Raw genomic sequence first — 25,809 nt, 5'->3', positions numbered from 1 at the left:
TCGTGCGTGAGTAGGCGCATATCGACCGGGTGACTCGACAAGCGCTCCCTAATTTTAGGTGTCTCGCTGCCGGACGGGCGGTAGAAAGCTACCCCAACTCTGGGGGTACGACATCGCCGACGGTGATCACGTCGAGCACGATCACCGTGACGTTGTCGCGGCCACCGTTGTCGAGCGCGGCTTCCAAGAGAGCCCTGGCCGCGTCATCCGCCCGCGGGTTGGAGATCAAGAAATGACGGATGCCGTACGCCGTCAGCTCCTTGGTCAGGCCGTCGGAGCAGATCAGGAGCCGCATCCCGGCCTGCAGGGGGCGGATGCGATAGTCGGGCACGGGCGGTTCGTGGAAGCCCACGGCGCGGGTGACGATGTTGCCGTGCGGGTGCACATCCGCTTCGTCCCTGGTGATCCGGCCCGCGTCCACGAGTTCCTGGACCACGGAGTGGTCGGTGGTAACCTGCTCCAGCACGCCGGAGGTGAGCTGGTACACCCGGGAGTCGCCGATGTTGAACACGATCCACTGCGGCTCGCCGGAGACGACGGCCAGCGCGGCGCCCGTCACGGTCGTTCCGGTGCCAAGGTCGGTCACACCCTCGCCCGAGGCCATGTCGACGACGGAACGGCTGAGCGCGTCGTTGATCGCCTCCGCTTCGACGTGGTCCGTTCCGGCGAGCTCGGCCAGCCGGGTCACGACGGCGGCGCTGGCGACGTCGCCGGCGGAGTGACCGCCCATGCCGTCGGCGACCGCGAAGACGGGAATTTCGGCGACGAGGCTGTCTTCGTTGATCTGGCGGCGGTGCCCGGTGTCGGTGATCGCCGCCCAGGCCAGCGTCACGGTTTTCTGCACCGATGGAAGTACGACGATGGAACCGGTTGAGCCTTGACCAATCTGGGTCACGGTTGTGCCTTCCGAAATTGCCGTGCGATTACTGACCGGGCGTGTTGCCGGCTGCGGGGAGGATCTCGATGATATTACCGTCCCCTAAGTGCACCGTCGTACCGGGCAGCACTGCGAGCGATTGGCCGGAATGGAGCCGTTGCCTGCGCCCGCGTGGCGGAGCCACCACGGTGCCGTTCGTGGAACCGAGGTCGGTGACAACGACAGAGCCGCCCTCCTGTCGTATTTCCACGTGGGTTCCGGAGACGGCGGAGGTGGGCGAGGCAACCTCGATCAGCCGCACCGGCGCGGTGGCACTGATGCGCGGCGCTCGCGGTCGGCGACCGAGCCGGCAGGGAAGGTCCAGCGGGATCTCCTCCCCGTTCGGCAGCCGGAACGCAAAGCGAGCCTCGGCGGCCCGGGCCCGTGCGCCGGCCGCAGGCCCGGGCTGCCCGGGCGCCCGGACGTCGGAGATCAGGGTGTCGGCCCCGGCCGGGCGGGCGAGAACGGTGTCGGCGTCCGCCGCGCGGCCCGCAGAGCCGGAGCGCACGATCGTGGCATCGTCGGCAGGTGAATCGTCAGTCAGCGCAGCGTCGGCCTGCGCTGCGTCGGCCTGCGCAGCGTCGGCCTGCGCTGCCTCGGATTGGCTGTGCTCTGCCAACGACCAGAACAGGGTGTTCGCGAACACGGATCCGAGCCCGAATGGTCGGCCGGAGTCGAGGGCGCGCGAGGAGGCCACGGGTCGCCCGGTGGAACCCACCGTGAGACCGGTCACGGCCCGGAAGTCGGCCAGCAGCCAGGGGCGAATGCTGGCGTCCGAGAACCGGCGCGACCCACCGACCGAGTACACGTCGACCGCGACTTCGCCGCGAAGGACCACGGAGACGGGGATGCCGTCTTCGTCCGTGGGAGCGCGCTGAATGATCACCGCAAAATGCTCGACGGCGTGCTCGCCACCGAGTGGCAACAGGGCGACGAGCTCTTCGGCTTCGACGTGGGGTGCCGTCACCAGCGCGGCCAGGGTCAGGGTGATGCCCGACGGGGTGCCGGCGGGCAGGGCGGCGATGAAGCCGCGCCCCACGACGAAGATCCAGGCGGCTTCGGTGCCGAGACCGGTTTCGTATCCGACGCGCCCCACGGGAATGGTGCCTTTCCGTTACGTTGACGATCAATATTCGGACGCCGATTCAGTGGCCGATCAGGTCGGTGGCCGATGTATGACATGGCGTGCGTGATTTGCGCGTAGTCCGCGAACTCGTACATCGACAGGTCTTTACCGTAGCCGGAGTGCGTGAGTCCGCCGTGCGGCATCTCCGCGACGAGGCCATTGCTCCCGCCGCCGACACAATCGAGCAGTGGGCCGCGGCGCGGGATGAACGTCCGTTCCGGCCACCACGTCGATCCGAACCGAGCCGAGGATCAACTCCGTCCCGAACGAATTCGACGGAGATTCTGGCTGGATCGGCCCTGAACCCGCCAAAGCAGCTGGTTATAACCAAAATCTCCGTCGAATTGGTTATCCACGGTGGCCGCCGTTGACGAAATTGCGAAGGTCGCGAGCGCTCACGGGACTCCCGAGTGGTTCGATGAGCCGGCGGAACCTCCCCATTAGCGACCATCCCAGCGGCGGGAACCGAGCCTGAACCAGGCAAACTCCCAAGGATTCCGTTGTGTTTGACGTGAATTGCTTCGGAATCGCTTGCCTGAGGTCACTCCCGCTGGCATACTCGCTGGATGAGCGTAAACGGGCGCAATGCGGGCAGGCCGGCAGCACTGGATGAGGTCTCGAAGAAGATCATCGAGCAGCTCCAGAACGACGGCCGACGCTCGTATGCCGAAATCGGCAAGGCGGTGGGCCTGAGCGAGGCCGCAGTGCGGCAGCGCGTGCAGAAATTGACGGATGCCGGCGTCATGCAGGTCGTCGCCGTCACCGACCCGATGCAGCTGGGCTTCTACCGCCAGGCCATGATCGGCATCCGCGCGACCGGGGACACTCGACTGCTCGCGGACCGGCTGTCCGCCATTCCGGCCGTAGACTACGTCGTCCTGACGGCCGGATCCTTCGACCTGCTGGTCGAAGTTGTCTGCGAGGACGACGACGAGCTGATCGACCTCCTCAATTCACAGATCCGTGGTCTCGAGGGCGTCAGCTCCACCGAGACCTTCGTTTATCTCAAACTCCACAAGCAGTTCTACAACTGGGGAACACGGTAAAAAAATGACAATCACATTAGCCACCACCGACTCCGCCGCGCCCGTCACCGCAGTCGCCGCCGAAGTTGCCACCGACAGCACCGGCGACACCACAGCCGAGGCGTCGGCCACACCCCGCGTCTACACGGATGCAGAGAACGCCACCCTGCAGCAGAAGGCGAAAGACCACCTCTGGATGCACTTCTCGCGCCAGTCCGTGCTCGAAAGCGGCCACGGCGTGCCGATCATCACCAAGGGTGTCGGCCACCACATCTGGGACTCGAACGGCAAGAAGTACATCGACGGCCTGAGCGGGCTGTTCACCGTCAATGCCGGCCACGGCCGCAAGCGGCTCGCCCAGGTGGCGGCGAAGCAGGCCGAGGAACTCGCGTTCTTCCCAATCTGGTCCTACGCCCACCCGAGCGCCATCGAACTAGCCGATCGTCTGGCCGCAAACGCGCCCGGCGACCTCAACCGGGTCTTCTACTCGACCGGAGGCGGCGAGGCCGTGGAGACCGCCTTCAAGCTGGCCAAGTACTACTGGAAGCTGCAGGGTCGCCCCACCAAGCACAAGGTCATCTCCCGCAACGTGGCCTACCACGGCACCCCGCAGGGCGCCTTGGCCATTACGGGCATCCCGGCCATGAAGGAAATGTTCGAACCGGTCACCCCCGGCGGATTCCGCGTCCCGAACACCAACTTCTACCGCGCCGACGAGCTGGGTTCCGGGCTCGGTGACGACGTGGAGAAGTTTGGCCTGTGGGCCGCCAACCGCATCGAAGAGATGATTCAGTTCGAGGGCCCGGAGACCGTGGCCGCGGTGTTCCTGGAACCCGTGCAGAACTCTGGTGGCTGCTTCCCGCCGCCCCCCGGCTACTTCAAGCGGGTGCGCGAGATCTGCGACCAGTACGACGTGCTGCTGGTGGCCGACGAGGTCATCACCGCTTTCGGACGCATCGGCAACATGTTCGCATCCACGACCTTCGGGATCGAGCCGGACATGATCACCTGCGCGAAGGGCATGACCAGCGGCTACTCCCCGATCGGCGCCACCATTATCAGCGACCGCATCTACGAGCCCTTCAAGCACGGTGACACGACCTTTTATCACGGTTACACTTTCGGTGGCCACCCGGTTTCCGCGGCCGTGGCCATGGCCAACCTCGACATCTTCGAGGAGGAAAAGCTCAACGAGAACGTGCGTGAGAACTCGCCACTTTTCCGGGCCGAGCTCGAGAAGCTGCTCGCCCTGCCGATCGTGGGCGACGTGCGCGGCGAGGGCTACTTCTTCGGAATCGAGCTGGTGAAGGACAAGGTCACCAAGGAGACCTTCAACGACGCCGAGTCTGAGCGCCTGCTGCGCGGCTACCTTTCCAAGGCGTTGTTCGAGGCCGGGCTGTACTGCCGTGCCGACGACCGCGGAGACCCCGTCGTGCAGCTCGCTCCCCCGCTGACCATCGGCCCGGCCGAATTCAGCGAGATCGGCGACATCCTGTACGGCGTGCTGTCGGAGGCGCCCAAGTACCTGTAGCCGCTATGGCCAACCGGATGCCTGAAGCCGGTTACCTGCCGCCGGAAGTCCGATAGCGGCATTCCGCTCAGGCATTTTCGGGTTCGTCCGGAGGGACCGCAAACGCCCAGTCTGGTAGGTGCCCCGAACCGAAAACGGTGTGGAGCAACTCAGCCATGCCGTACTGCCGGTCAATGGCGAGTGCCTGGTCGACGAAGATTCCGGCGACCGACCCGCGCCCCATCGCCCACGACAGCCAGGCCAGCATGCACAGCGGCGCCGGTCTGGCCGTGCGCGGCGCCAGAGCGACCAGCACCTTCAGCAGTCGGATCGCCGGCTCGATGCGTTCGGGGTCGGGGCGCTCCCGGCCGAGCCCGAGCATAAGGTCGCTCGTGACCCGGGAGTGCGGACTGTCGAGTCCGTCGGACTGCTCCTCAGCGATGATGTCGTCCAGGCTCCGCCCCGTGGCTCGCTGCAGGATGGCATACCGCAGGTTGAGGCAGTGCGTGTTGCGGCCGACCGTCTCTCCGAAGGCGAATTGCAGCATCATCTGGTCCCGGCAGGCCGGCCCCTGCATCAGGAACAGCAACGCGGCCGCGTCGTCAAGCCCCAGGTTCTGCGGGTCAAAACCGAGCGCCGCCTCCGCGGCCACCACCGGGTCGAGGATGTCACCGGCCAGCTCAAGCAGTTCGGGCATTGTGCCTGCCTGGCCGCCGAGGCGTTGATAGCGCGCCAGCCGGCGGCCGAGCCGCTCTCTCATCGACGGGTCGACCACCGGCAAGTCCGCGCGACTCTGCAGCGTCGCGAGGTCGCGGCGAACCTCGTCGGGGATGGCCCGGTGCACCTCGGAGGCGGCGATCGCGCGGAGCGGATGCCCGCCGGCCGGGCAGTCCGGGTCGAAGTACGAGCCCCACCCGTCGGCGGCCACGCACAGGGCGTCCCGAAGCAGGAAACCGGAGAGCCGGGCGCGAGCGCACAGCACCTCGACGAAGCGTTCCTGCGGCAGGCCGGCCACAGCCACGATGTTCTCGTCGCTGTAGACGACGGGCACCAGCGCGTCGACGTCCGGGATCTTGCAGAGCGTTCCCACGAGCGTGGTGGCGATGCGCTTGAGCACCTTCTCCGGTGCCGCAGGGTCGGGCAGGTTGAACCGCATCGCCCCGCAGGTACGGTTGCCACGGAAGGCGACGAGCACCAGGCTCTTCTCGGGCAAGAACCCGGCGAGCTGCGGCACGAGCGCGAGGAAGTCATGTGCTTCCCTGGTCTTGACGATTGTCCTATTCATGGGTCCGCCCTCTCCGGAGCCGCCTCCACCTCCCGATCCAAGCCGGGTCGGTGCACGACTCGGCGGATTCACATTCTGGGGAGGACTGGCCACGTACTCTGGTTCAGACGGATGCGGCCGGTGGGCAAGCGCACGACACCGACAACAGGACGAGGTTCACGGATGGCATTCTCAATTTTTCTGGATGTGTTGCTGCTGGTCGTGCTGTTCGGCTACCTGATTTCCGGATACCGCAACGGCCTCATCGGCAGCATCGCCGGAATCGCCGGACTCGCGGCGGGTGCCGTCGCCGCCTACTTTCTGGTGCCGCTCGTGGGCACCTGGGTTCCCGCCGCGGAGTGGCGCACGGCCGCGACCCTCGCGGCCGCAGCTGTTCTGCTGATCGGCGGCCTCTCGCTCGGACGCTCCATCGGCAGGATCCTGACTCCCCAGGGCACTCGCAACAAGCTCCGGGTCGTCGACCGCGTGCTCGGCGCCGGCGCAGCCGTCGCGGTGTCGGCCCTCGTGGTCTCGATGATCGCCTTCAGCGTCGGTGCCCTCGGGGTCCCCGTGGTGTCGTCGGCGGTGAGCTCGTCGAGCGTGATCCGCTCGATCGACTCCCTGACCCCGGACCAGGTGAAGAGCTTCCTGGCCCAACTGCGCTCCATCGTGGTGACCGAGGGCATCCCGCGTGTCGTGGAGGCCTTCAACGGCGAGGCCCCGGTCGTGCCGAGCGTGGGCACCGACAGCGACGCCCTGCGCGCGGCGAGCGCGTCGGTGATGAAGATCAGCGGCACCGCCTATGCGTGCGGGCAGAACCAGTCCGGCAGCGGTTTCGTGGTCGCTCCGGAACGGGTACTCACCAACGCTCACGTCGTCGCCGGGGTGGAGGAGCCCGTCGTCGTCACGCCCGACGGCAGGTCCCGTTCGGGTCAGATCGTCTACTTCGACCCGATCGTGGACCTCGCCGTGATCGCAGTGTCGGGGCTCGATGCTCCCCCGCTCTCAATTGGCGACAATCTTCCCCCGGGCAGCCTTGCGGTGAGCAGCGGCTATCCCTTCGGCGGGCCATTCGAATCGGCGCCGGCCGAGGTCGTCGCCGTGGCCCCGGCCCTGGTAGCCGACATCTACGGGCAGGACCCGTCCTCCCGGCAGATCTACACGCTGGCTGCCGACGTCGACCACGGCGAATCGGGCGGCCCCTTGCTCAGCGAGGCCGGTATCGTAACGGGCGTCATCTTCGCGAAGTCGACCACCACCGAGAACCTCGGTTACGCCCTCGCCATGGAGGAAGTCGACCCGGTCGTAGAGCAGGCCGCCACGCTCGGCTCCCCGATCTCGTCCGGCACCTGCATCAGTGGCTAACTGAGTGAGTCCTCGTCGACTGACTGTGTCGCTGCCTGCGGTCAAAACTGACTGTGCCCGGTGGACCCTGGTCCTCCAGGGCCGGACGCCGCACCCGGTACCGAACCAATTCGACGGGGTGGGCGGAAGAGCCAGTCGAAAACCCCCGTCCGCGAACTCTCAGTGGCCGCGGCCATGAGGACTCGCCCATCTGGTCCGCGATGGCAGACTAGACAGGTCCTGAACCAGCGGGACCACAGGAAAGGCTCACTGTATGACGATCATCGCCGCCGCCGACGGTTCGGCTCTGGGCAATCCCGGCCCCGCCGGATGGGCCTGGTTCGTCAACGATTCCTGTTGGGCCGCCGGCGGCTGGAAGCACGCCACCAACAATCAGGGCGAACTGAAGGCCGTGCTCGAACTGTTCCGGGCCACCGCGCACCTCGACGACGACCTTCTCGTGCTGTGCGACAGCCAGTATGTGATCAACTCCATCACCAAGTGGATGCGCGGTTGGAAGGCCAAGGGCTGGCGCAAGGCGGATGGCAAGCCCGTGATGAACCTGGATCTGCTCCAGGAGCTCGACGAAGCTCTGGCCGGACGCCGCTACCGGTTCGAATGGGTCAAGGGCCACGCTAACCACCCGCTCAACGAGGCCGCGGACAGCCGGGCCCGAGCCGTGTCAGAGGCGTACCAGCGGAACGCGCCGATCAACGCCGGCCCCGGCTGGGTGCGGGGGGGCGATGCCGCACCGGTTCGGCGCCCCGCGCTGACCTCGGCCACGAAGGTACGGGCCGTCGCTTCGCCTGCCGCCACCCCGAAGCTCCCGGCCGGCCCGTCGCATCCGGAGCTGTTCGCGTTCGACGATCCGGATGCCTCCCACACCGTGTCTCTGCAACTCTCCGCCGACGAGCACGCCCGTCTGACCGATCGTGCCGCCAGGCTCGGCGTCAGCGTCGGAGAACTTCTTCACGGGCTTATCTGACCTCGGTCTGCTTCACCGCGTTCTTCGACGCGGTCTTCGCCGCGTTCTTCGGCGGCAGAAGGGTGTTCGCCTCGTCGAGGGACATGCCATTGGTCTCCGGGATCTTGGTCAGCACGAACACGAATGACAGCGCCGCGAACAGCGCATACAGGCCGTAGGTCAACGGCAGCGAGACTGCCGCCAGTGTCGGGAACGTGACGGCGATCAGGAAGTTCGCGATCCACTGGGCCGCTGCGGCGATACCGAGCGCCTTCACCCGGATGGTGTTCGGGAACATCTCGCCGAGCAGCACCCAGACCACCGGGCCCCAGGACGCACCGAAGAAGACCACGAACACATTGGCCGCAACCAGGGCGATCCCACCCCACGCACCGGGCAGGCTGATCTCGCCGCCCACAGTGACCGCCTGGCTGAAGGCGATCGCCATCGTGGCCAGCGACAGCGTCATGCCGATGGAACCGGTCATCAGGATCGGCCGACGTCCGATCCGGTCGATCAGGGCGATGGCGATGAAGGTGACCGCGATGTTGGTCAGGCCGGTGAACACCGAGATGGTGAGCGAGCTCGACTCCTCGAAGCCGACCGCCTTCCACAGGGTGGTCGAGTAGAAGAAGATCACGTTGATGCCGACGAACTGCTGGAACATCGACAAGAGGATGCCGATCCAGACGATCGGGCGCAGGCCGAAGGCCTTGCCACGCAGTGACCCGGTACGCTGACCCAGCGTGTCGGCCTTGATCGAGGCACGGATGTCGCGGATCTCGCGGTCCACATCGCCGTTGGGCCACACCTTCTGGAAGACCGCGCGGGCCTCCGTCTCACGGTCTTTCAGCACCAGGAACCGAGGGGACTCCGGGAGGATCTTCGCGATCACGAAGTACACGGCGGCGGGCAGCGCGCAGGCCAGGAACATCCAGCGCCAGGCGTCGATCCCGAACAGGGAGGGCTCACCCGCGCCTCCCGCGGTGTTGGCGAACAGGGCGTCGGATAGCAGAGCAGAGAAAATACCGATCGTGATGGCGAGTTGCTGGAGCGATCCGAGGCGTCCCCGAATCGCTCGCGGTGAGATCTCGGCGATGTACGCCGGCGCCACCACGGATGCGAGCCCGATGCCGAGACCGCCGACGATGCGCCAGAGCACGAGGTCGTAGATGCTGAAGGCGAAGGCGGAACCGACCGAACTGACGAAGAACATGATCGAGCCCAGAAGCATCACCGGAATTCGACCGTATCGATCGCCGACCCGGCCGCCCAGGTAGGCCCCGGCTGCGGCGCCCAGTAGCGCGCTCGCGACCGCGAAGCCGGTGAGGGTCGCCGTGAGCGCGTACTCGTCTTGAATGGCATTCACCGCGCCGTTGATCACGGACGCGTCGAACCCGAAAAGAAACCCGCCGAAGGCTCCCGCCACTGCCAGCGCAATGACCTTTCCGTTCGTGGATGGTTTCTCAGTCTGGGTCATCGTCAGGGCCTCTGTCCTTTTTGTTGAACAATCCGAAAAGACTACGCCCCAACGAAGGGGTGCCGAACCTCGGCGGAACCTGCGCCCGCCATCTCCCTGTGCTATCCATAACTCATGACGCGATTCCTCGGAGTTGACCTGGCCTGGGCCGAAGGCAGCACGTCGAAACCGGCCAATGAATCCGGCCTGGCTTGCATCGACGAGAGCGGCCGGGTGCTCGACGCCGGCTGGGCCCGCGGCACGGATGCTGTGATGCGCTGGATCGACTCCCTGTGGGAACCCGGCGCCGTGCTGGCGGTTGACGCGCCCCTGGTGGTGAACAACCCCACTGGTATGCGCCTGTGCGAGCGGGAAACCGGCAGTCGCTACGGCCGCTGGCATGTCTCCGCGAACGCGTCGAACCTCGGCCGCCCCTGGGCCGGCGGGGTGACGATCCGCCGCCGATTGGAAGCCTCCGGCTGGACCTACACCGACGGCCTCGCGCCGATGGATAAGACCACCCCCAGCTTCTTCGAGTGCTACCCCTACACGACGCTCGTGGGTGCGGCGGAGTTCGGCTACCTCGACAAGCGACCCCGCTACAAGCGCATGGGCACCTCTCTTCCGCCGGACGAACGCCGGACTGCGCGGGCCATGGTCTGCGATGACCTCATCCAGCGGATCTGGGGGCTCACCCGAGCGTCGCCGCCGCTCGACCTGGGCTCCCATCCCGTCTCGGACGCCCTGGTGACGGAGCATTCACCGTTGGTCGACCGAGCCTACAAACACCGGGAGGACCTGATCGACGCCCTGCTCTGCGCCTGGACGGCCTCGCTCTGGTGGCACCGGGGCACGGAGCGCTGCCAGGTTCTCGGCGCCCGGGACAACGTGTCGGAGCTCGGTCACCGACCGACCATCATCGCGCCGGCCCGGCCGGAGCAGCGCCGCGGCGACGAAGGGGCGCGGCTCGTCACCGCACCGGGTACCAGCGCGTCCTGACCCGCTCGGTCACCTGCCACGACACCGGCTCCACGTGGGTGCGGGCCGCGACGAGCACTCGGTCGCCGACCCGGAGGGCCATCGCGGCGTCATCCGCCGTGAAGCGCACGATCGCGCGCGGAGAACCGGCCACCACGGCAAGATCGGATGCCTCCACGGTCGTCAGCTCCGCGGCGGCGGCCGTCAGATGCGGCAGGACGGAGTCCGGGGCGATGCCCGAATGGAGAGCACCGATGATCAGGGTGATACGGAAAGACGGCATCCAGTCAGCGTAGGCGGGTGCGAACGAACAGGTGTCTACCGGTCTCAGGTGTTTCCCGACGTCCCGACAGAACCGACGACCCGACGACCCGACGACCCGACGATTCGACGGAATCGAGGCCCACCATGATCTGGCGCGGCCCTCTTCTAGCACTGCAGGCGTTCCTGACACTCACCTCCCGGTCGGGAGGTCTAACTCTGCAACTCGGGCTGGACGTGCTCAGTCCCCGGTGGCCGACGCGGAATCCGGCTCCGGCTCCGGCTCCTGCCCCGGCCCCGGCCCCGGAAAGCGCACCTCGACCCGGGTCCGGTCCGCCAGCTCGTCCCCGGCCGGATGAGTCAACTCAATGATCACGACGCTCGGTGACTGGCCGAGCAGGTCGAGGATGGATCCGATCTCCAACCCGGAGTAGGGGTCGTCGACATCGAGCACCTCCGGCCGCATCCCGAACAGAGGGTCGGACTCGGCGATCATCAGCACGGCGCCGCGGTGTTCGGCCTGTTCGAAGATGCGGCCGAGGTTGTCCTCGGTGGCGGCAGCGCTGGCTCCCACGACCTCGTTCAGGGGCACCGTCACGAGAGGCTTGCCCAGTTCGTTCGCGACGGATGCCGCGGCCTCGGCCTTCGCCACGGCATCCGCTCCCGTGAACACGGCGAGCGCACCTGCCCCGGCCAGCTTCACGACATCACGGACGGTTCCGACCACTGCCGTGCGCTCGGCTGCGTCCAGGGTGAACGAGGCCATCACGCCGAAGGACAGTCGCAGCGGTGCATTGGATGCCAGCCAGAGGGAGGTCAGCACCTCGTTGGTCAGCGGCGAGGGTGAGAGCCAGACCTGCAGGTTGTCTGCCGAGCCGATCGGGACGTTCAGCACGGGATGGCGTTCGATGGCGGCCCGCGCTGCACCGAAGGCACGGTGGCTGCCGGCATCCGTGTCGACGTCGTCGCCGGGAAAAGCACTCACCAGGTAGTGCAGCTCCGAAATCACTCGGCTGGGTCCCCTCTGGGTCTCCTCCCGATAACTGATCAGGCTGTCGTAGTAGAGGAACAGGTTGATGGAGGGGCCGATGACACCGGTGCGGGGTGCGCCGAGCACGTAGGCCGTGACCTGCAGCCCGATCGGCGGAGAAGACAGCAGTCGTTGGAGCGCGACGGTCGTCGAGGCGATGGCCTGGCCGTAGTTGGTGAGCGACGACATAGGGACCCCGGCTTCTGAGAGCTTCTGGATGCGAAAGTGAGCAGACAGTGCCACGGTACTCCGGCTCACCAACCAGGTCGAGGAGTTCGGCTGCACCACGGCGGAACCGGCCCGGTGCCCATCCCGCGGATGCCGTAGCCTGCTTCGATAGATGTGTTCCTCGCGATGTCCGCCTCAGTGAAGGAGTTCCATGGACTACTCGGCAACGATCGTGGCCCAGACCCACGTCACCAAGCCCGACGCACTGCGGCTGATCGCGGAGGCGGCCGGGTCGACCGTGCGAAATGCCGGGACGGCGCATCCGTTCGTGCCCCTCGTCGGCGGCGGTCGCGTCGAAGTGGAGATCCCCAAGTTCGGCGAGGGCCCGCCGCTCGCGATCGATGTCTTCAACCCCCACGGGGCCGAGCAGGCTCGGGCTTCGGCACTGTCATTGCAGGCTGCCCTCGCCAGCGTGACCGATTGGCCGACCGAGGTCAGGTAGCCGCGTGCGCGGCAACCCGCCCAGATAGACCCCCACCCGCCGCTGGACTCCTCCCCCCTTCCCGACGCGGATCAAGCCCCAGCAAACCTCGATGCGACGACCGCGTCCCGATGACGCGCTCCCGAGGTCTCCCTCCCGCCTGCCATCCGCGGCCAGACCCCTGCACGCCTCGCGGCGCACCTTATAAGGTCGGCGCAGGTTGGATCCTGCGCCGGCTTCCACGACCCGCGCCGCCCTGTGCCTGGACTCAAGCTCTGACTGACCTACAGCACCACACACTTGCGCGGCAGCTCGCTCAGGGGAAGTCGAGGGCTGCTCGGGTTACAGGTCACCTGCTGAGAAGTTTGACTCTAACGGTGTCGTGGTTGACCTACGGGCCGCGACGGACTCACGAGGCGCCCCGCGGGCGACGCTCACCACTCGGTGCGTGCACGCTCCTGCTCGACGACCTCTTCCCGGTCGACCAGGCGGCGCAGTCCGGCGAGCGGTTGCGCCATACGGTGATTGCCCCGGATGCGTGGCTCCACCCGGTCGAGGAAGGCCCAGTACCCGGCGGTGAACGGGCATGCGTCCTCGCCCAGGCGTTTCTTCGGGTTGAACGTGCACGCGCCACAGAAGTCGCTCATCTTCGAGATGTAGGCGCCCCCGGAGGCATACGGCTTCGTGGCGACGATCCCGCCGTCGGCGTGCTGGGACATCCCGACCACATTGGCGGGCATCACCCATGGGGCGCCGTCGACGAAGGAGTTCGTGAACCACTCGGTGAGCTCGGCCGGTTGGTAACCGCGCTGCAGCGCCCAGTTGCCGAGCACCATCAGCCGCTGAATGTGGTGCGCATAGCCCGTGCGGCGCACCTCGTCGAGCACATGGCTGAGGCACTTCGCCCGCACGGAACTGCCATCGAGCTCAAGGAACTCCCGCGGCAGGGCCACCCGCGCCTCGAGGTGGTTGCTGCGCCGCACGTAGTCCTCACCCAGGTGCCAGTACAGGTGCCAGACCCAGTCCCGCCAGCCCATGATTTGGCGCACCACGGCCTCCACGCTCTGCAGTGGGGCTCCCCCGGTCTCGTACGCGGCGACTACGGCGTCGATCACCTCCCGCGGATGCAGCAGCCCCAAATTAAGGGGAACGCTCAGCCTGGCGTGGGCCATCGTCTCATCCCCGAGCAGCGAGGCATCCTCGAAGGGGCCGAAGTCGCTCAAACGCGTCTCGACGAAATCGGCGAGCGCCACAAGCGCTTCCGCCCGGGTGGCGGCGAACCGGCGGGGTCCGTCTTCGCCGATCAGTCGAATGCGCCCCTCGGCCTGCCACCGGTCGAGGTCGGCGCGCACCTGCTCGTCGATGTCGTCCTCCACCGGATGGAAGGGGTCCGGCAGCCCCAGGCCCACCGCTCCCTTCGGCGGCGGCTGACGGTTGTCGTGGTCGAAGTTGAACCGGCCGCCCTCGGGATCGGGCCCGCGCATGAGCAGCCCGGTTTCCGTGCGTGCACGGCGATAGAACTGATCCATGATCAGCCGGGACGGCGGTCTCCCCGCGGCCCAGACGGCGAAGTCGGCCTCACTGGTCACGAAGCCGCGGCTGGGTAGCACCCGCGCGCCGAGCTCGTGAACCAGCGCGCGGGAACCCCACGAGGTGGGGTTGACCACCTCGAGGTCCCGGCCGGCCAGCACATCCCGGTAGTGCTCGGCGCGCAGGTACTCGACCCGATCACCGAGCTCCCTGGCCCGGTGCCTGAGGGCGCTGAGAATGAGGTGCGCCTTGGCGCGATGGTAGGGGCGCCGACCGAGAACGCCGACGGACTCCACCATCAGGATCGGTCCGCCGTCGTCGAAATGCGGGCCGAGCTGGTCGGCGAACAGAAAGCGAGGCACTGCCATGGCTTCGAGTTTAGATGCTTTGCCGCACGCAAGGTTCGAGGCCGATGCCCAGCCGCGACGGGTTAGCCTCGGACCATGGGCAGGTTCGTGGACAGTTGGCGGTCGCATCTTCTGGTGACCTTTTCGGGGAACGGGTCTGGTCGCCCGCAGTGGGTCGAAAAAATCGAACAGGGCGACGATATCGGCTTCTTCGGTCCGGGCTCCGCCTCCTGGGCCGTGCATGGTGGGATGGCGACGATGGTCGCCGGCATCCGTGCCCTGCTCATGCAGACCCTTCATCCCGGCGCGATGGCCGGCGTGCACGATTGGTCGCGCTATCGGGAAGACCCGCTCGGACGGCTCTCCGGCACCATTCAGTGGCTCGTCACCGTGACCTTCGCCGACACGACCCTGGCCGAGCACGAGTCGTCCCGCGTGGGGCGCTTCCACGACCGGGTCACCGGCACCTACCGCGACGCCCACGGTATCGAGCGCCCCTATGCCGCCGGGGACCCCGAACTGCTCGCCTGGGTGCACATCGTTTTCACCGACGCCTTCCTGGCCTCGCACACACTCTGGGGCGACCCTATCCCCGGCGGGGCCGATAGCTACGTGCGCGAATGGGCCAAGGCCGGAGAACTCGTCGGCGTGCACAATCCGCCGCGCTCCGCGTCCGAACTGCAGGCACAGCTGGATGCGTTCAAGGATGCCGGCATCCTCAAGAGCGACGAACGCGTGGCCGAGGCGGTGCGCTTCATTCGCAATCCTCCGCTCCGGCCCGCCATGATGCCCTTCTACCGGGTCATGTTCGCCGGCGCCGTCGCCTCGATCCCCCGCGAATACCGCGAGCTGCTCGGCCTGCGGCGCTCCCTGCTCCCGGTGGTCTGGGGCACCGGAGCCGTTCTCCGCCTGGTGCGCCTGCTCCTTGGCCGGTCGTCGACCTCAGAGGATGCCGCCCGGGCCCGTATCGCGCGTCTCTCCGCCGAGAACCCCGCCTAGACTGCACGGATGCCTCCGCGCCCTGACCTCTCGCGTACGGGCGCGACTCGCACTCGCCGCTTCCCCTTCCGACTGCTGGTGATCGGGCTGGCTGCCCTCGTTCTGACCTCACTGGGAATCTTCGCAGCCGTCAACCCCGACCTCTCGGAGACCGACGGGGACGTGCAGGTGACCCGCCCCACTGACCGCCCCCTGCGCGTGCTGTTCGTGGGCGATTCGATCAGCTACGGCCTCAACGCGGAACTGCAAGACCTGGGCTTCCGTCCGCTGATGGTCGATGCGCTCGCAGAGGGCGGCCCGGTTCAGGAATTCCACAAGAATCGGGCCGGTGCCACCACCCGCACGGTATCCAGGCTGGTCGATGTGCCGGAGAACCTCGACCTGGCCGTGGTCGAGCTGGGCACCAACGACGTGCTCGACCAGACCGCGCCCGACGAGTTCGCGCTCAGCTACCGGTCACTCCTGGACCGCGTGCACACCGAATCTCCGGGCGTCCCCCTCGTCTGCGTTGGCACCTGGGGCAGCGCGGATGAGACCGACGCGTACAACGACATCATCGACCACGAGTGCGCCCGAGAAGGCGGCGCCTTCGTCAGCCTCTACGACCTCTATCTGATCGAGGCCAATCGCGGCCCCGCCGGACGGGATGTCTTCGGCGGCACGAGCGATCGTTTCCACCCCAATGACGCAGGCTACCGAGCGATTGCCGAGCACCTTCTGGGCCGCATCAGCATACGCTGAACTGTTTTGCATATCGCGGGGTGAAAGTACACCCCCTTGATGATTTCCTCTCTGTGAGGAAACCTCCAAGCATGAGACAAAACGACTGGGTACTCACCGTCCACTGCCGGGAGTGCGGGATCGGCGGCACAGCCCAAGTCGGAACCGACCGGCGCATCGTCTGGCCGGTGATCGTGCACGAGGGCGACTGCGAACTCGCCGATGACAAGGACCTCGTGGAGTCCCGCTCCGGGCATCCCGTGCATGGAGTCCGCCAGTCGGCTTACGCGCTGTGACGCCCCGCGGCACCCCGAACGAGTTCGACGACGGCCAGCCACGTGCGGCCTGCCGTTAGACCTCCGAGGCGAAGAACGCGCCGATCGCCTTCCGGAGAGCGACCGGGTCGCTCACGTGGCACAATTCGCGGGCGGAATGCATCGAGAGCAGCGGGATACCCACGTCGACCGTGCGGATGCCGAGCCGCGTGGCGGTCAGCGGGCCGATTGTGGAGCCGCACGGCACCGTGTTGTTCGACACGAATTCCTGGTATTCCACGCCGGCCTGCGCGCAGGTTCGGGCCCAGAGGGCCGCACCCGCCGCATCCGTCGCGTAGCGCTGAGTGGCGTTGATTTTCAGCAGCGGGCCGCCCCCGGCGACGACCATGTTCGCCGGGTCGTGCTTCTCCGGGTAGTTCGGGTGCACCGAGTGACCCGCGTCGGCCGACACGCACCACGAGCCGGCGTAGGCGCGCAGGCGATCACTGACGGATGCCCCGAGTCCTGCCCCGATCCGGGTCAGGATATCGCCCAGCAGCGGCCCGCTCGCACCCGTTCGGGTCTCGGAACCGAGTTCCTCGTGATCGAAGGCCGCGAGCACCAGGATCTGACCGGCCGGTGCCGGGGCTCCGATCAGGGCGACCAGGCCGGCGTGCACCGAGGAGAGATTGTCCATGCGCCCCGCGGCGAAGAGTTCGCGGCCGAGGCCGAACCGGGCCGGATTGGCCGTGTCGGCCGTGAGGATGTCGTAGCCGGCGACCTCTTCTCCCGCCAGCCCGGCCAGGCCCGCCAGATGCCCGACCAGGTCGGCCTGACTCGTTTCCCCCACCCCGAACACCGGGGTCAGGTGCCGCTGACGATCGAGAGTGAGGCCGGCGTTGGCGTCCCGGTCCAGGTGGATGGCCAGCTGCGGGATGCGGCAGAACGGGCCCGTGCGCACGAGGTGTTCGGTGCCGTCGATGGTGGTGAGGCGGCCGGCGAGTTCGAGTTCGCGGTCGAGCCAGGAGTTGAGCAGAGGACCGCCGTAGACCTCGATCCCGGCCTGCAGCCAGCCGTGGGCGCCGATGGTCGGCTTCGGCTTCAGCTTGAAACCGGGCGAATCGGTGTGCGCCCCCAGAATGCGAAACGGTGTCGTCGGGCCGGCCCCGTCCGGCTGCACCCAGGCGACGACCGCGCCGTCGCGCACGAGGTAGCGCCGTCCGGGCGCACCGGACCACTCCTCGGTTTCGCTCACCCGGTCGAAGCCGGCGGTGTCCAGGCGGCGGGCAACCTCCGCGGCAGCGTGGTACGACGACGGGGAGGCGGTGATGAACTCGGCGAAATCGTCGATGTAGTCCGGTGTGGATGTCATGGGTCATATCCAACCACCCTGCGTACTATGTCCACATTCAGGGCCGAGCAGTCACGGCCAGGCATTCACGGCCCAGAGGAGCGCCCATGAACCAGCCGAGCCAGCCGCCGCACCCGGCCCGCGCCGCCTTCGACGCCGTGATCTTCGACCTCGACGGCGTGGTCACCGACACGGCCGCCGTGCACGCCCGGGCGTGGAAGGCCCTGTTCGACGAGGCACTGCCGGGGCTGACGAAGTCGCCGGTGCCTTCGTTCGAAATCGAGAGCGACTACCGGCGGTACGTCGACGGGCGGGCGCGGGAGGACGGCATCCGTGCGTTCCTGGCCTCGCGCGGGATCGAACCGACGCATGGCCGGGCGACCATCGACGCTCTCGCCGGCCGCAAGCAGGAGCTGTTCACCCGCGAGCTCGCCGTCGGCGGCGTGCAGGCGTTCCCCGGCACGCTGGAGCTGCTGCGCCGGTTGAAAGAGCAGGGGCTGCCGGTGGCCCTCGTGACAGCGAGCCGCAACAGCGCCGCCGTGCTGACCGCGGCGCGCCTTACGGGCCTATTCGACGTCACGGTCGACGGCACCGACGCCGTGCGGATGCGCCTGGCCGGCAAACCCGACCCGGCCCTGTTCCTCGAGGCGGCCCGGCGACTGCACGTGACGCCGGACCGCACAGTGGTCGTCGAAGACTCCGAGGCCGGGGTGCAGGCCGCGGCGCGCGGCGGATTCGCCCTGGTCATCGGCATGGAGCGTACGGGCGACAGCCGGCTGCGCTCGGCCGGCGCCGATCTCGTGCTCACCGACCTCGCCGACCTGGACCTGGCCGGCCTGGACCCCGCTCTGACCGGGAAGAACCGCGGCTGGGCCGGAGGCGAGACCGGCAGCGACCCGTGGTTGCTGCGCTACATCGGCTATGACCCCACGACCGAGGGGCTGCGGGAGGCGCTCTGCACACTTGGAAACGGCTACTGGGGCACTCGCGGCGCGGCGGCCGAGTCCACCGACGACGGCGTGCACTACCCCGGAACCTACCTCGCCGGCGTCTACAACCGGGTGCAGACGACCCTCGGCGAGCGCACCGTCGAAGACGAGCACCTGGTCAACGCCCCCAACTGGCTGCCGCTGGGATTCAGGGTGGCCGACGGGGACTGGTTCGACGTCGGCCACACCGAGCTGGTCACCTATCTGCAGGAGCTGGACCTGCGGCGCGGCGTGCTGACCCGGGTCATCCGTTTGCGCGACGAGGCGGGGCGCACCACCCGGGTGACCTCCCGGCGGTTCGTGTCCCAGGCCGCCCCGCATGTGGCCGTGCTCGACACCACGTTCGAGGCGGAGGACTGGACCGGCCCGGTGACCGTGCGCTCGGCCCTCGAGGGCCGGGTCTTCAACCGCAATGTTGCCGCCGACCGGCTTCTCACCAACGCTCACCTGATTCCCCACACCGGCACGCAAATCGACGCCGAGACCGTGCTGCTCGAGATGGAGACCACGCAGTCCGGCATCCACATCGCCCTGGCGGCCCGCACCCGGGTGCGGAGGGACGAGCAGCCGGTCGAGCCCCCGCGGCACCTGCTCACCGACGACGCCGGCTGGGTGGCGCACGAGTTCACCCTGGATCTGGAGCCGGGGCATCCGGTCAGGGTGGAGAAGACGGTCGTCGTCACCACCTCCCGCGACCGGGCCATCGCCTCGCCGGCCCGGGCGGTGGCCATCTGGTTGCGGCGCCTGCCGCACCCGGCGGACCTGTTGGAGGCGCACGAACGGGCCTGGCAGGTGCTCTGGGACGAGTTCGCGGTGGGCATGCGCGCGAGCGATCACCAGTCGCTCGCGCTCAACCTGAACACCTTCCACGTGCTGCAGACGGTGGCGGCCGTCGACGCCGACCTCGACGCGAGCATGCCGGCCCGAGGGCTACACGGCGAGGGGTACCGCGGGCACGTCTTCTGGGACGAGCTGTTCGTCTACCCGATTCTCACCCTGCGCCGCCCCGACCTGAGCCGCGCCCTGCTCGGCTACCGGTACCGGCGCCTGGGCGAGGCCCGCGCGGCCGCACGGGGCATCGGCCGCGAGGGCGCGATGTTCCCCTGGCAGAGCGGCATCGACGGGCGCGAGGAGACCCCGACGAACCTCTTCAACCCGCTGAACCAGCAGTGGATGCCCGACAATTCCCAGAACCAGCGGCATGTGGGCCTCGCCGTGGCCTACAGCATCTGGGAGTATTACCAGTCCACCGGCAACACCGAATTCCTGATTCAGCAGGGTGCCGAAATGCTGCTCGAAGTGGCTCGTTTCTTCGCCAGCCTGGCCCGCTACGACGAGGTGGACGACCGCTACGACATTGACGGGGTGATGGGGCCGGACGAGTTCCACGACGGTTACCCCGGGGCGTCGGGCCACGGCCTCCGCAACAACGCGTACACGAACGTGATGACCGCGTGGGTACTGCACCGCGCGGTCGACACCGTGGCTCTGTTGCAGAACCGGTACTGCGGGCCCCTCTGGAACCGGCTGCGACTGCGGCCGGACGAGGTCGACCACTGGGCCCGGATCAGCCTGCGGCTGCGGGTGCCGTTCCACGCCGACGGCGTGATCAGCCAGTTCGAGGGCTACGAGGGCCTGCCCGAGTTCGACTGGGACGCCTACCGGGCCCGGTATCCCTCGATCGCCCGCCTCGACTTGATCCTCAACGCCGAGGGCGACAGCACGAACAACTACCGGCTCTCCAAGCAGGCCGATGTGCTCATGCTGCTCTACCTGCTCTCCGCCGAGGAGCTGCGCGAACTGCTTGAGACCATGGGCTACGAACTGCCGCCGGAGGCGATTGTGCGAACGGTCGAGTTCTACTCGGCACGCTCCACGCACGGCTCCACGCTCAGCAACGTGGTGCACTCCTGGCTGGACGCCCGGCGCGACCGGGAACGGTCGTGGGACTATCTGACCCGGGCCCTCGACAGCGACCTTGGCGACATCCTCGGCGGCTCCACCCACGAGGGCATCCACCTCGGCGCGATGGCCGGATCGATCGACATGGTCGTGCGCTGCTACACCGGGCTGGAGATCCGGGAGAACATGCTCTGGCTGCATCCCGTGCTGCCGAAGGAGCTCGCGGAGGTCACCTTCTCCATCAACTACCGCGAACAGCCGATCCGGCTGAAGCTGACTCCCGGCAACGTGCGCCTGCAGCTGCGGGCAGGCGGCGCCGCTCCGATCCGGGTACGGGTCGAGGGCAAAGAGGCCGTGCTTGCGCCCGGCGAGACCCGCGATTTCCCGCTCGGTTAGCGTCGGTTGTCCCGGACTCCTGAAACCACTATCCCTGTGGGCCAAGGCCGCTCGGGGCAGCCTCGGGGTTGGCGAAGGCGGCCAGCAATTCCCCGATGCGGTGACCACGATCCAGAGGGTGGCGAAGCGGCATTCCCGTGTTGAGGCGATAGATGTTGCGCCGTCCCTCCCGTTCGCGCTCGAGATAACCGGCGTCTTCGAGTTCGGTGACGATGCGTTGAGCCGCCCGCTCCGTGATGCCCACCTGGGCCGCGACGTCGCGCAATCGCACATTCGGGTTCTCCGCCACGCACAACAGCACGTGCGCGTGATTGGTTAAAAACGTCCACTGCGCCATTCTCCTATTCTCACCCAACTGACCATTGTTTCCTCACACGTGAATCCCGACACTCGATGCGTGCTATGTTTTTCGTGTTTTATGAATCGTGAGAGAAGGAGCAGCTTTGAACGAGAATGCGACGGTGGCAATGGTCCTGGCGGGGCCGTGGGTTGCCGTGCTCGCCTCAGCGATCGCCGGGCGTCTCGGCCGGAGCGGTGATCTGGTCGCTCGCATTGCCGCGGCGGTCGTCGGTCTGGGGTTCGTCTTTACGGCAGCCGTCGCCATTGCCGTGTCGACCCTGTGGACGGGTTCAATCCAGGTGGGCTTCGGGGAGACAAGCCTGCAACTCGATGCCCTGGCACTGATCATGTCGATGCTCGTTCTGGGGCTGTCCTCCCTCATTCAGGGGTTCGCCGTGCGCTACCTGCGCGGGGATCCTCGTCAGGTCTGGTTCGTGGTGACCGCGAACCTGCTCACCGGGTTCACCGTGCTGATGGTGTGTGCAGGGTCCGTGGCCCTGTTCGCGTGCGCCTGGGTCGGCGCCGGCGCCGCACTTGTGCTGCTTCTGGCCACCTACTGGCCGCTGGCACAGGCGAGGGAGGGTGTGTGGCGCACCGCGGTTCGCTTTGGTGCCGCCGACACCGCGTTCCTCCTCGCGGTGGCAGTGCTGCTCGTTGGTGCCGGCGGGGACGTGTCCTTCGATCAGCTCGGCGCCGGTGCGTCCGGCCTGAGCGCGCCGGCCCAGCTCACCCTCGCGGTAATGTTGGTCCTCGCCGCCCTGGCCCGATCCAGCCAGATCCCATTCCAGGGCTGGTTGCCGTTCACTCTCGGCGCCCCGACACCGGTCTCTGCGCTGTTGCATGCCGGGGTGGTCAACGCGGGCGCCATCCTGCTTCTGCGATTCGCGCCGGCGATCGCCCCTCACCGGTCCGTGATGATCGTCGTCTGCGTGGTGGGCGCGGCCACCCTGGTGTTCGCGTCGGCGGTGCGCCTGGCACGCCCGGACGTGAAGGGCCGACTGGTATTCTCCACGATGGCGCAGATGGGGTTCATGATCATGGCCTGCGGGTTGGGCCTGTTCGCGGCTGCAATCTTCCACCTGGTTGCCCACTCCCTGTACAAATCGACACTCTTCCTCGGCGCGGGAACCGCAGTGCGACAGCACGCCACCGACCGCGACCTTCCCACCCGCACAGCCCCGTCGCGCCTGGTGGCGGGCCTCGCGGTGGCCATCTCCGTGACCGTAACGGTTGCCGTACTCGTGGCAGCCAAACTGGTGCTCTCCCCCGCCGTGTCGCCCTCCAGCATCGGCCTGTTGGCGTTCGTCGCCCTGACCGCCGGCGTCACCCTGGCCGTGGCACTGGCAACCCACTTCTCGATCCGCACGATGGTGGTCGGCACCACGGTGACGGCGGCCGTCGGAATCGGCTACGTAGCCTTCCTGCACCTGTTCACGGGAGCACTGCAACCCGGGGTGCCGGTCCAGGGGGCCCCTGGCTGGCTGCTCGTTCTGCCCGCGGTCGGCCTGATCGCCGTCGAGCTGCTGGCTCGAAGCAGCACCGGTGCGGTCTGGCTGCGCGATCGTGTCTACACGTCCGCACTTGCCGCCTCCCTGCCCCGTAACCCCATCAGAACTGGAGCACCCCTGTGAGTCTGATCCTACGCGCGCAGGTCGCTGCCGCCGCCCACGACATCGTTCCGGCCTGGCCGTTGGACTCCTTCATCGCCGTGAACCCGCTGGCCGGCCGCGAATCTTACCCATTCGAGACCGAAACAACCGCGGAGGCGGCAACCACCCGCCCCGGGAGCGCCTACCTGGCTGACTATCAGCGCGGTCGAATCACCCGTGATGACATCGACGCAGCACTCCTCGAACGTATCCCCCAGCTGGCCGACCGACGCTTGCGGATCGGCACCGCAGCCGTGTCCGCGGTCCGGGTTGCCGAACTCGATATGCGCCTGGTCGCAGCCACACCTGAGCCCGAACCGGTTGCGGTGGCGGAGCTGACGTGGCTCGATGAATACCTGGCCGTCTGGGTTGCCGGCTATCTGTGCCCGGACCCGGCGTGGCCCATGCCGCACCATGCCGACGGGTTCTACCGGGCCTGGCGAACCCTGGCCTGCCTCGATCCGTCCCTCCCCCGCACGGTTCGGCGCACCCTCACCACACTTTCGCCCGAACCGGACGCGGCGCTGGCGCACGCCCTGCAACGCCTCGGCATCACGGCGGCCGACGTCCCACGTGCCCTTCGGACCGCACTCGGGCACCTGCCCGGGTGGGTCGGGCACATCAAATGGCGGGCCGAGAAGGTCGGCGACATCGACCTGACCTCGTACCTGGCCGTCCGATTCACGGTCCAGGTTGCGCTCGGAATTACCCCAGCAACCGACCAGACAACACAGACGGCACAGCGCGACCACACCACGCTGACCTCGGCACCGTTCTGGTTGCGGGCCGAACGGGTTGCGCAGGCGCTCACCGCCGCACGGCCGAGCCGCGAGGACGTCGCCGCGGTCGCTCGGGTTCTGTCAACCCATCCGATAACCGACCAGCGGTACACCTGGCAGAAAGCCTACGAACTGAACTACCGCACCGCCCTGATCGGGGCACTCCGCTCCACCGTCCAGACCCGGGACGGCCGCAACGTGCAGTTGGTGATGTGCATCGACCCCCGGTCCGAGGGGTTGCGCCGCCACCTCGAAGAAAGCTCCTCCGTCGAGACGTTCGGTTTCGCCGGCTTCTTCGGCGTCCCCATCCGGTTCGCCCGCTACCAGGCGCGCGGAGCAATCGACTCGCTCCCGGCACTGCTGAGCGCGCGCCACCACATCACCGAGATCCCCGTCGACCACGAACAAGCACACAGAGTCGTTGCCGCTGGAAAATTCCGAGACGCCCTGCGGCATGCCGTGCATACGGCGGACTCGACAGCGGCGACACCGTTCGCGTTCGCGGAAACGGCAGGATGGTTCTACGGCGGCATCAGCATCCTGCGCACCCTCACCCCGCGCATCCACGCACGGATCGTGCGCGCCCTCTCCCTCTCGCCCCGGGACCTGCGCAGTGACGTGACGATCGCGGACGCGTTCACGCTGGACGAGCGTGCCACGCTGGCCGAAACGGCCTTGCGGATGATGGGCCTGTCCCAGTTCGCCCCGCTGGTCGTTTTGGCAGGTCACGGCTCCGAATCGGAGAACAACCTCTACCAGTCCGCACTGGACTGCGGCGCGTGCGGCGGTAATCCGGGGCACGCCAACGCCCGCGCCGCCGCCGCCATCTTCAACGACCCCGAGGTGCGACTGCTGCTCGCCGACCGCGGGCTGCCGATTCCCTTCGACACGTTCTTCGTGGCCGCCGAACACAACACCGTCAGCGACATGGTCACCGTGCTCGACCGCCACCTGATCCCCGACAGCCACACGAGTTCGGCAGACCGCTTCGAGCAGCTTCAGCGCACCGCAGCGGACAAATTGGTGACCGAACGCGCCCGGCACCTACCGGGAGCATCACCCCGGCATTCCCCCGCACGACTGCGCGGACGTGCCCACGACTGGGCTGAGGTGTATCCAGAGCTCGGGTTGGCGGGAAACGCCACCATGATCATCGGACCCCGCGATATAACCAGGAACGTTGATTTGGGCCGGCGGGTGTTCCTGCACTCCTACCGCACCGAACTGGATCCCACCGGGGCCGCCCTGGAGACGATCATGACCGCCCCCCTTGTCGTGGCGCAGTGGATCAACCACCAGTACTACTTCACAGCCCTGAACCCCGACACTCTCGGCGCAGGAACGAAAACCATCCACAACGCCATCGGCACACTCGGCGTGATCTCGGGCCACAGCGGCGACCTCCGCCGCGGCCTGCCGTGGCAATCCGTGGGTCTGGGCACGGAGCTGTTCCATGAGCCGATGCGCCTCACCGTCGTTGTCGAAGCACCGCTGGCCCGCATCGGAGAGATCATCTCGCGCAACCAAGTCCTGCGAGATCTTTTCGACAATGACTGGATCACCCTCACCGCACGAGATCACCCCGCTGCCCTCTGGCACCGCTATACCGCCTACGGCTTCACAGCGACCGCAACCGCTACTCCCGCCGCCACTGCCACCCCGATGGAAGGACCACACACATGAACAATCTCACCAAGATGACCCGACTGGAGATCGTCGTGCCTGCGCGCGACGCCCCCGCCATCCGCGAGCTGGTTTCCTCCGCCGGCGCCACCGGGTACACCTCCGTCTCCGGTGTCTCCGGCATCGGACACCACGGACAACACTCTGGATCCCTGCTCTTCAACGAGTACGACACGCTCACCATGCTTATCACCGTGCTGCCCCCCGACAAAGCCGACGAACTCATCAACGCCGTGCGCGAGCTGCTGAACACCTCCAGCGGCGTCATGTTCGTCGCCGAGACCTACGTCTCAAGGCCCGACTACTTCCAATGACTTCCTCCCACGCCTACTATGCTAGGCGCCT

General features: G+C 67.5%; 22 protein-coding genes. 13 read left to right on the top strand and 9 right to left on the bottom strand.

The features are described 5' to 3' along the window. Positions 1–88: 88 nt before the first annotated feature. Positions 89–895 carry a PP2C family serine/threonine-protein phosphatase gene (locus E3O54_RS15130; protein ID WP_104099634.1) on the bottom strand — a complete coding sequence of 269 codons (807 nt, stop codon included), beginning with the start codon at positions 893–895 and terminating at the stop codon, positions 89–91. A 28-nt stretch (positions 896–923) separates the two neighbouring features. Next, a complete protein-coding gene (locus tag E3O54_RS15125; protein ID WP_166790068.1) occupies positions 924–2,012 on the bottom strand; it encodes an FHA domain-containing protein in 1,089 nt (362 codons plus the stop codon). Positions 2,013–2,608: 596 nt separating this feature from the next. On the opposite strand from E3O54_RS15125, the gene E3O54_RS15120 reads away from it, so the two are divergent. After that, complete coding sequence (locus E3O54_RS15120) at positions 2,609–3,088, top strand: Lrp/AsnC family transcriptional regulator (protein WP_104099637.1); 480 nt, start codon at positions 2,609–2,611, stop codon at positions 3,086–3,088. A 4-nt stretch (positions 3,089–3,092) separates the two neighbouring features. Continuing rightward, a complete protein-coding gene (locus tag E3O54_RS15115; RefSeq protein ID WP_134401955.1) occupies positions 3,093–4,598 on the top strand; it encodes an aspartate aminotransferase family protein in 1,506 nt (501 codons plus the stop codon). A 67-nt stretch (positions 4,599–4,665) separates the two neighbouring features. On the opposite strand, the gene E3O54_RS15110 is transcribed toward E3O54_RS15115, so the two are convergent. Next, positions 4,666–5,862 carry a DUF4192 domain-containing protein gene (locus E3O54_RS15110; RefSeq protein ID WP_134375053.1) on the bottom strand — a complete coding sequence of 399 codons (1,197 nt, stop codon included), beginning with the start codon at positions 5,860–5,862 and terminating at the stop codon, positions 4,666–4,668. 162 nt (positions 5,863–6,024) lie between these two features. Between E3O54_RS15110 and E3O54_RS15105 the strand changes: the two genes are divergently transcribed. Both E3O54_RS15105 and E3O54_RS17410 read left to right on the top strand, forming a co-directional pair. Further along, positions 6,025–7,206: a MarP family serine protease gene (locus tag E3O54_RS15105; RefSeq protein ID WP_134401954.1), complete on the top strand. Its 1,182-nt coding sequence runs from the start codon at positions 6,025–6,027 to the stop codon at positions 7,204–7,206. A 253-nt stretch (positions 7,207–7,459) separates the two neighbouring features. Beyond that, complete coding sequence (locus tag E3O54_RS17410; protein WP_134401953.1) at positions 7,460–8,170, top strand: RNase H family protein; 711 nt, start codon at positions 7,460–7,462, stop codon at positions 8,168–8,170. On the opposite strand, the gene E3O54_RS15095 is transcribed toward E3O54_RS17410, so the two are convergent. Further along, on the bottom strand, positions 8,163–9,734 hold the full coding sequence (locus E3O54_RS15095; protein ID WP_255570370.1) for a sugar porter family MFS transporter: 1,572 nt from the start codon (positions 9,732–9,734) through the stop codon (positions 8,163–8,165). The two genes, E3O54_RS17410 and E3O54_RS15095, sit on opposite strands and share 8 nt — an antisense overlap. Positions 9,735–9,743: 9 nt before the next feature. Between E3O54_RS15095 and E3O54_RS15090 the strand changes: the two genes are divergently transcribed. Then, the gene (locus tag E3O54_RS15090; RefSeq protein WP_134401952.1) at positions 9,744–10,607 is read left to right on the top strand and encodes a DUF429 domain-containing protein; all 864 of its coding nucleotides are present in this window, start codon (positions 9,744–9,746) and stop codon (positions 10,605–10,607) included. Here E3O54_RS15090 and E3O54_RS15085 read toward each other — a convergent pair. After that, complete coding sequence (locus E3O54_RS15085) at positions 10,579–10,869, bottom strand: hypothetical protein (RefSeq protein ID WP_134401951.1); 291 nt, start codon at positions 10,867–10,869, stop codon at positions 10,579–10,581. The genes E3O54_RS15090 and E3O54_RS15085 overlap by 29 nt on opposite strands. A 219-nt stretch (positions 10,870–11,088) precedes the next feature. Then, positions 11,089–12,066: a Pvc16 family protein gene (locus tag E3O54_RS15080; RefSeq protein ID WP_134401950.1), complete on the bottom strand. Its 978-nt coding sequence runs from the start codon at positions 12,064–12,066 to the stop codon at positions 11,089–11,091. Between the two features lie 190 nt (positions 12,067–12,256). On the opposite strand from E3O54_RS15080, the gene E3O54_RS15075 reads away from it, so the two are divergent. Further along, positions 12,257–12,547 carry a hypothetical protein gene (locus E3O54_RS15075; protein WP_104099644.1) on the top strand — a complete coding sequence of 97 codons (291 nt, stop codon included), beginning with the start codon at positions 12,257–12,259 and terminating at the stop codon, positions 12,545–12,547. A gap of 413 nt (positions 12,548–12,960) precedes the next feature. Here E3O54_RS15075 and E3O54_RS15070 read toward each other — a convergent pair whose 3' ends face one another. Beyond that, the gene (locus E3O54_RS15070; protein WP_104099645.1) at positions 12,961–14,424 is read right to left on the bottom strand and encodes a cryptochrome/photolyase family protein; all 1,464 of its coding nucleotides are present in this window, start codon (positions 14,422–14,424) and stop codon (positions 12,961–12,963) included. A 75-nt stretch (positions 14,425–14,499) separates the two neighbouring features. Here E3O54_RS15070 and E3O54_RS15065 point away from each other — a divergent pair, with 75 nt between their 5' ends. The 3 genes from E3O54_RS15065 (at position 14,500) to E3O54_RS15055 (ending at position 16,418) form a co-directional block, all read left to right on the top strand. Then, positions 14,500–15,402 (top strand): oxygenase MpaB family protein, encoded by a 903-nt coding sequence (locus E3O54_RS15065; protein WP_134401949.1) that lies wholly within the window; start codon positions 14,500–14,502, stop codon positions 15,400–15,402. Between the two features lie 9 nt (positions 15,403–15,411). Then, positions 15,412–16,143, top strand: coding sequence for an SGNH/GDSL hydrolase family protein (locus E3O54_RS15060; RefSeq protein WP_134342020.1), 732 nt, complete (start codon positions 15,412–15,414; stop codon positions 16,141–16,143). Between the two features lie 71 nt (positions 16,144–16,214). Beyond that, the gene (locus E3O54_RS15055; protein WP_104099648.1) at positions 16,215–16,418 is read left to right on the top strand and encodes a hypothetical protein; all 204 of its coding nucleotides are present in this window, start codon (positions 16,215–16,217) and stop codon (positions 16,416–16,418) included. Positions 16,419–16,473: 55 nt separating this feature from the next. Here E3O54_RS15055 and E3O54_RS15050 read toward each other — a convergent pair whose 3' ends face one another. Further along, positions 16,474–17,748, bottom strand: coding sequence for a M18 family aminopeptidase (locus E3O54_RS15050; RefSeq protein WP_134342019.1), 1,275 nt, complete (start codon positions 17,746–17,748; stop codon positions 16,474–16,476). 86 nt (positions 17,749–17,834) lie between these two features. Between E3O54_RS15050 and E3O54_RS15045 the strand changes: the two genes are divergently transcribed. Further along, a complete protein-coding gene (locus E3O54_RS15045; protein ID WP_134401948.1) occupies positions 17,835–21,014 on the top strand; it encodes a beta-phosphoglucomutase family hydrolase in 3,180 nt (1,059 codons plus the stop codon). A gap of 28 nt (positions 21,015–21,042) precedes the next feature. Here E3O54_RS15045 and E3O54_RS15040 read toward each other — a convergent pair whose 3' ends face one another. Next, a complete protein-coding gene (locus E3O54_RS15040) occupies positions 21,043–21,351 on the bottom strand; it encodes a winged helix-turn-helix domain-containing protein (protein ID WP_104099651.1) in 309 nt (102 codons plus the stop codon). Positions 21,352–21,457: 106 nt separating this feature from the next. On the opposite strand from E3O54_RS15040, the gene E3O54_RS15035 reads away from it, so the two are divergent. Genes E3O54_RS15035 through E3O54_RS15025 form a run of 3 tightly spaced genes read left to right on the top strand, consistent with a single transcriptional unit; the run spans position 21,458 to position 25,778 of the window. Next, the gene (locus E3O54_RS15035; RefSeq protein WP_134401947.1) at positions 21,458–22,984 is read left to right on the top strand and encodes a proton-conducting transporter membrane subunit; all 1,527 of its coding nucleotides are present in this window, start codon (positions 21,458–21,460) and stop codon (positions 22,982–22,984) included. After that, a complete protein-coding gene (locus E3O54_RS15030; RefSeq protein WP_134401946.1) occupies positions 22,981–25,464 on the top strand; it encodes a DUF2309 domain-containing protein in 2,484 nt (827 codons plus the stop codon). Before E3O54_RS15035 ends, E3O54_RS15030 begins: the two co-directional genes overlap by 4 nt. Next, positions 25,461–25,778, top strand: coding sequence for a DUF190 domain-containing protein (locus tag E3O54_RS15025; protein WP_104099654.1), 318 nt, complete (start codon positions 25,461–25,463; stop codon positions 25,776–25,778). Before E3O54_RS15030 ends, E3O54_RS15025 begins: the two co-directional genes overlap by 4 nt. The last annotated feature ends 31 nt before the right edge of the window (positions 25,779–25,809 follow it).

The organism is Cryobacterium sp. TMT2-4, assembly GCF_004402575.1.
Classification (GTDB): Bacteria; Actinomycetota; Actinomycetes; order Actinomycetales; family Microbacteriaceae; genus Cryobacterium; species Cryobacterium sandaracinum.
The sequence above is the reverse complement of the archived record's forward strand: the minus strand, read 5'-3'. Positions and strand labels throughout refer to the sequence as shown.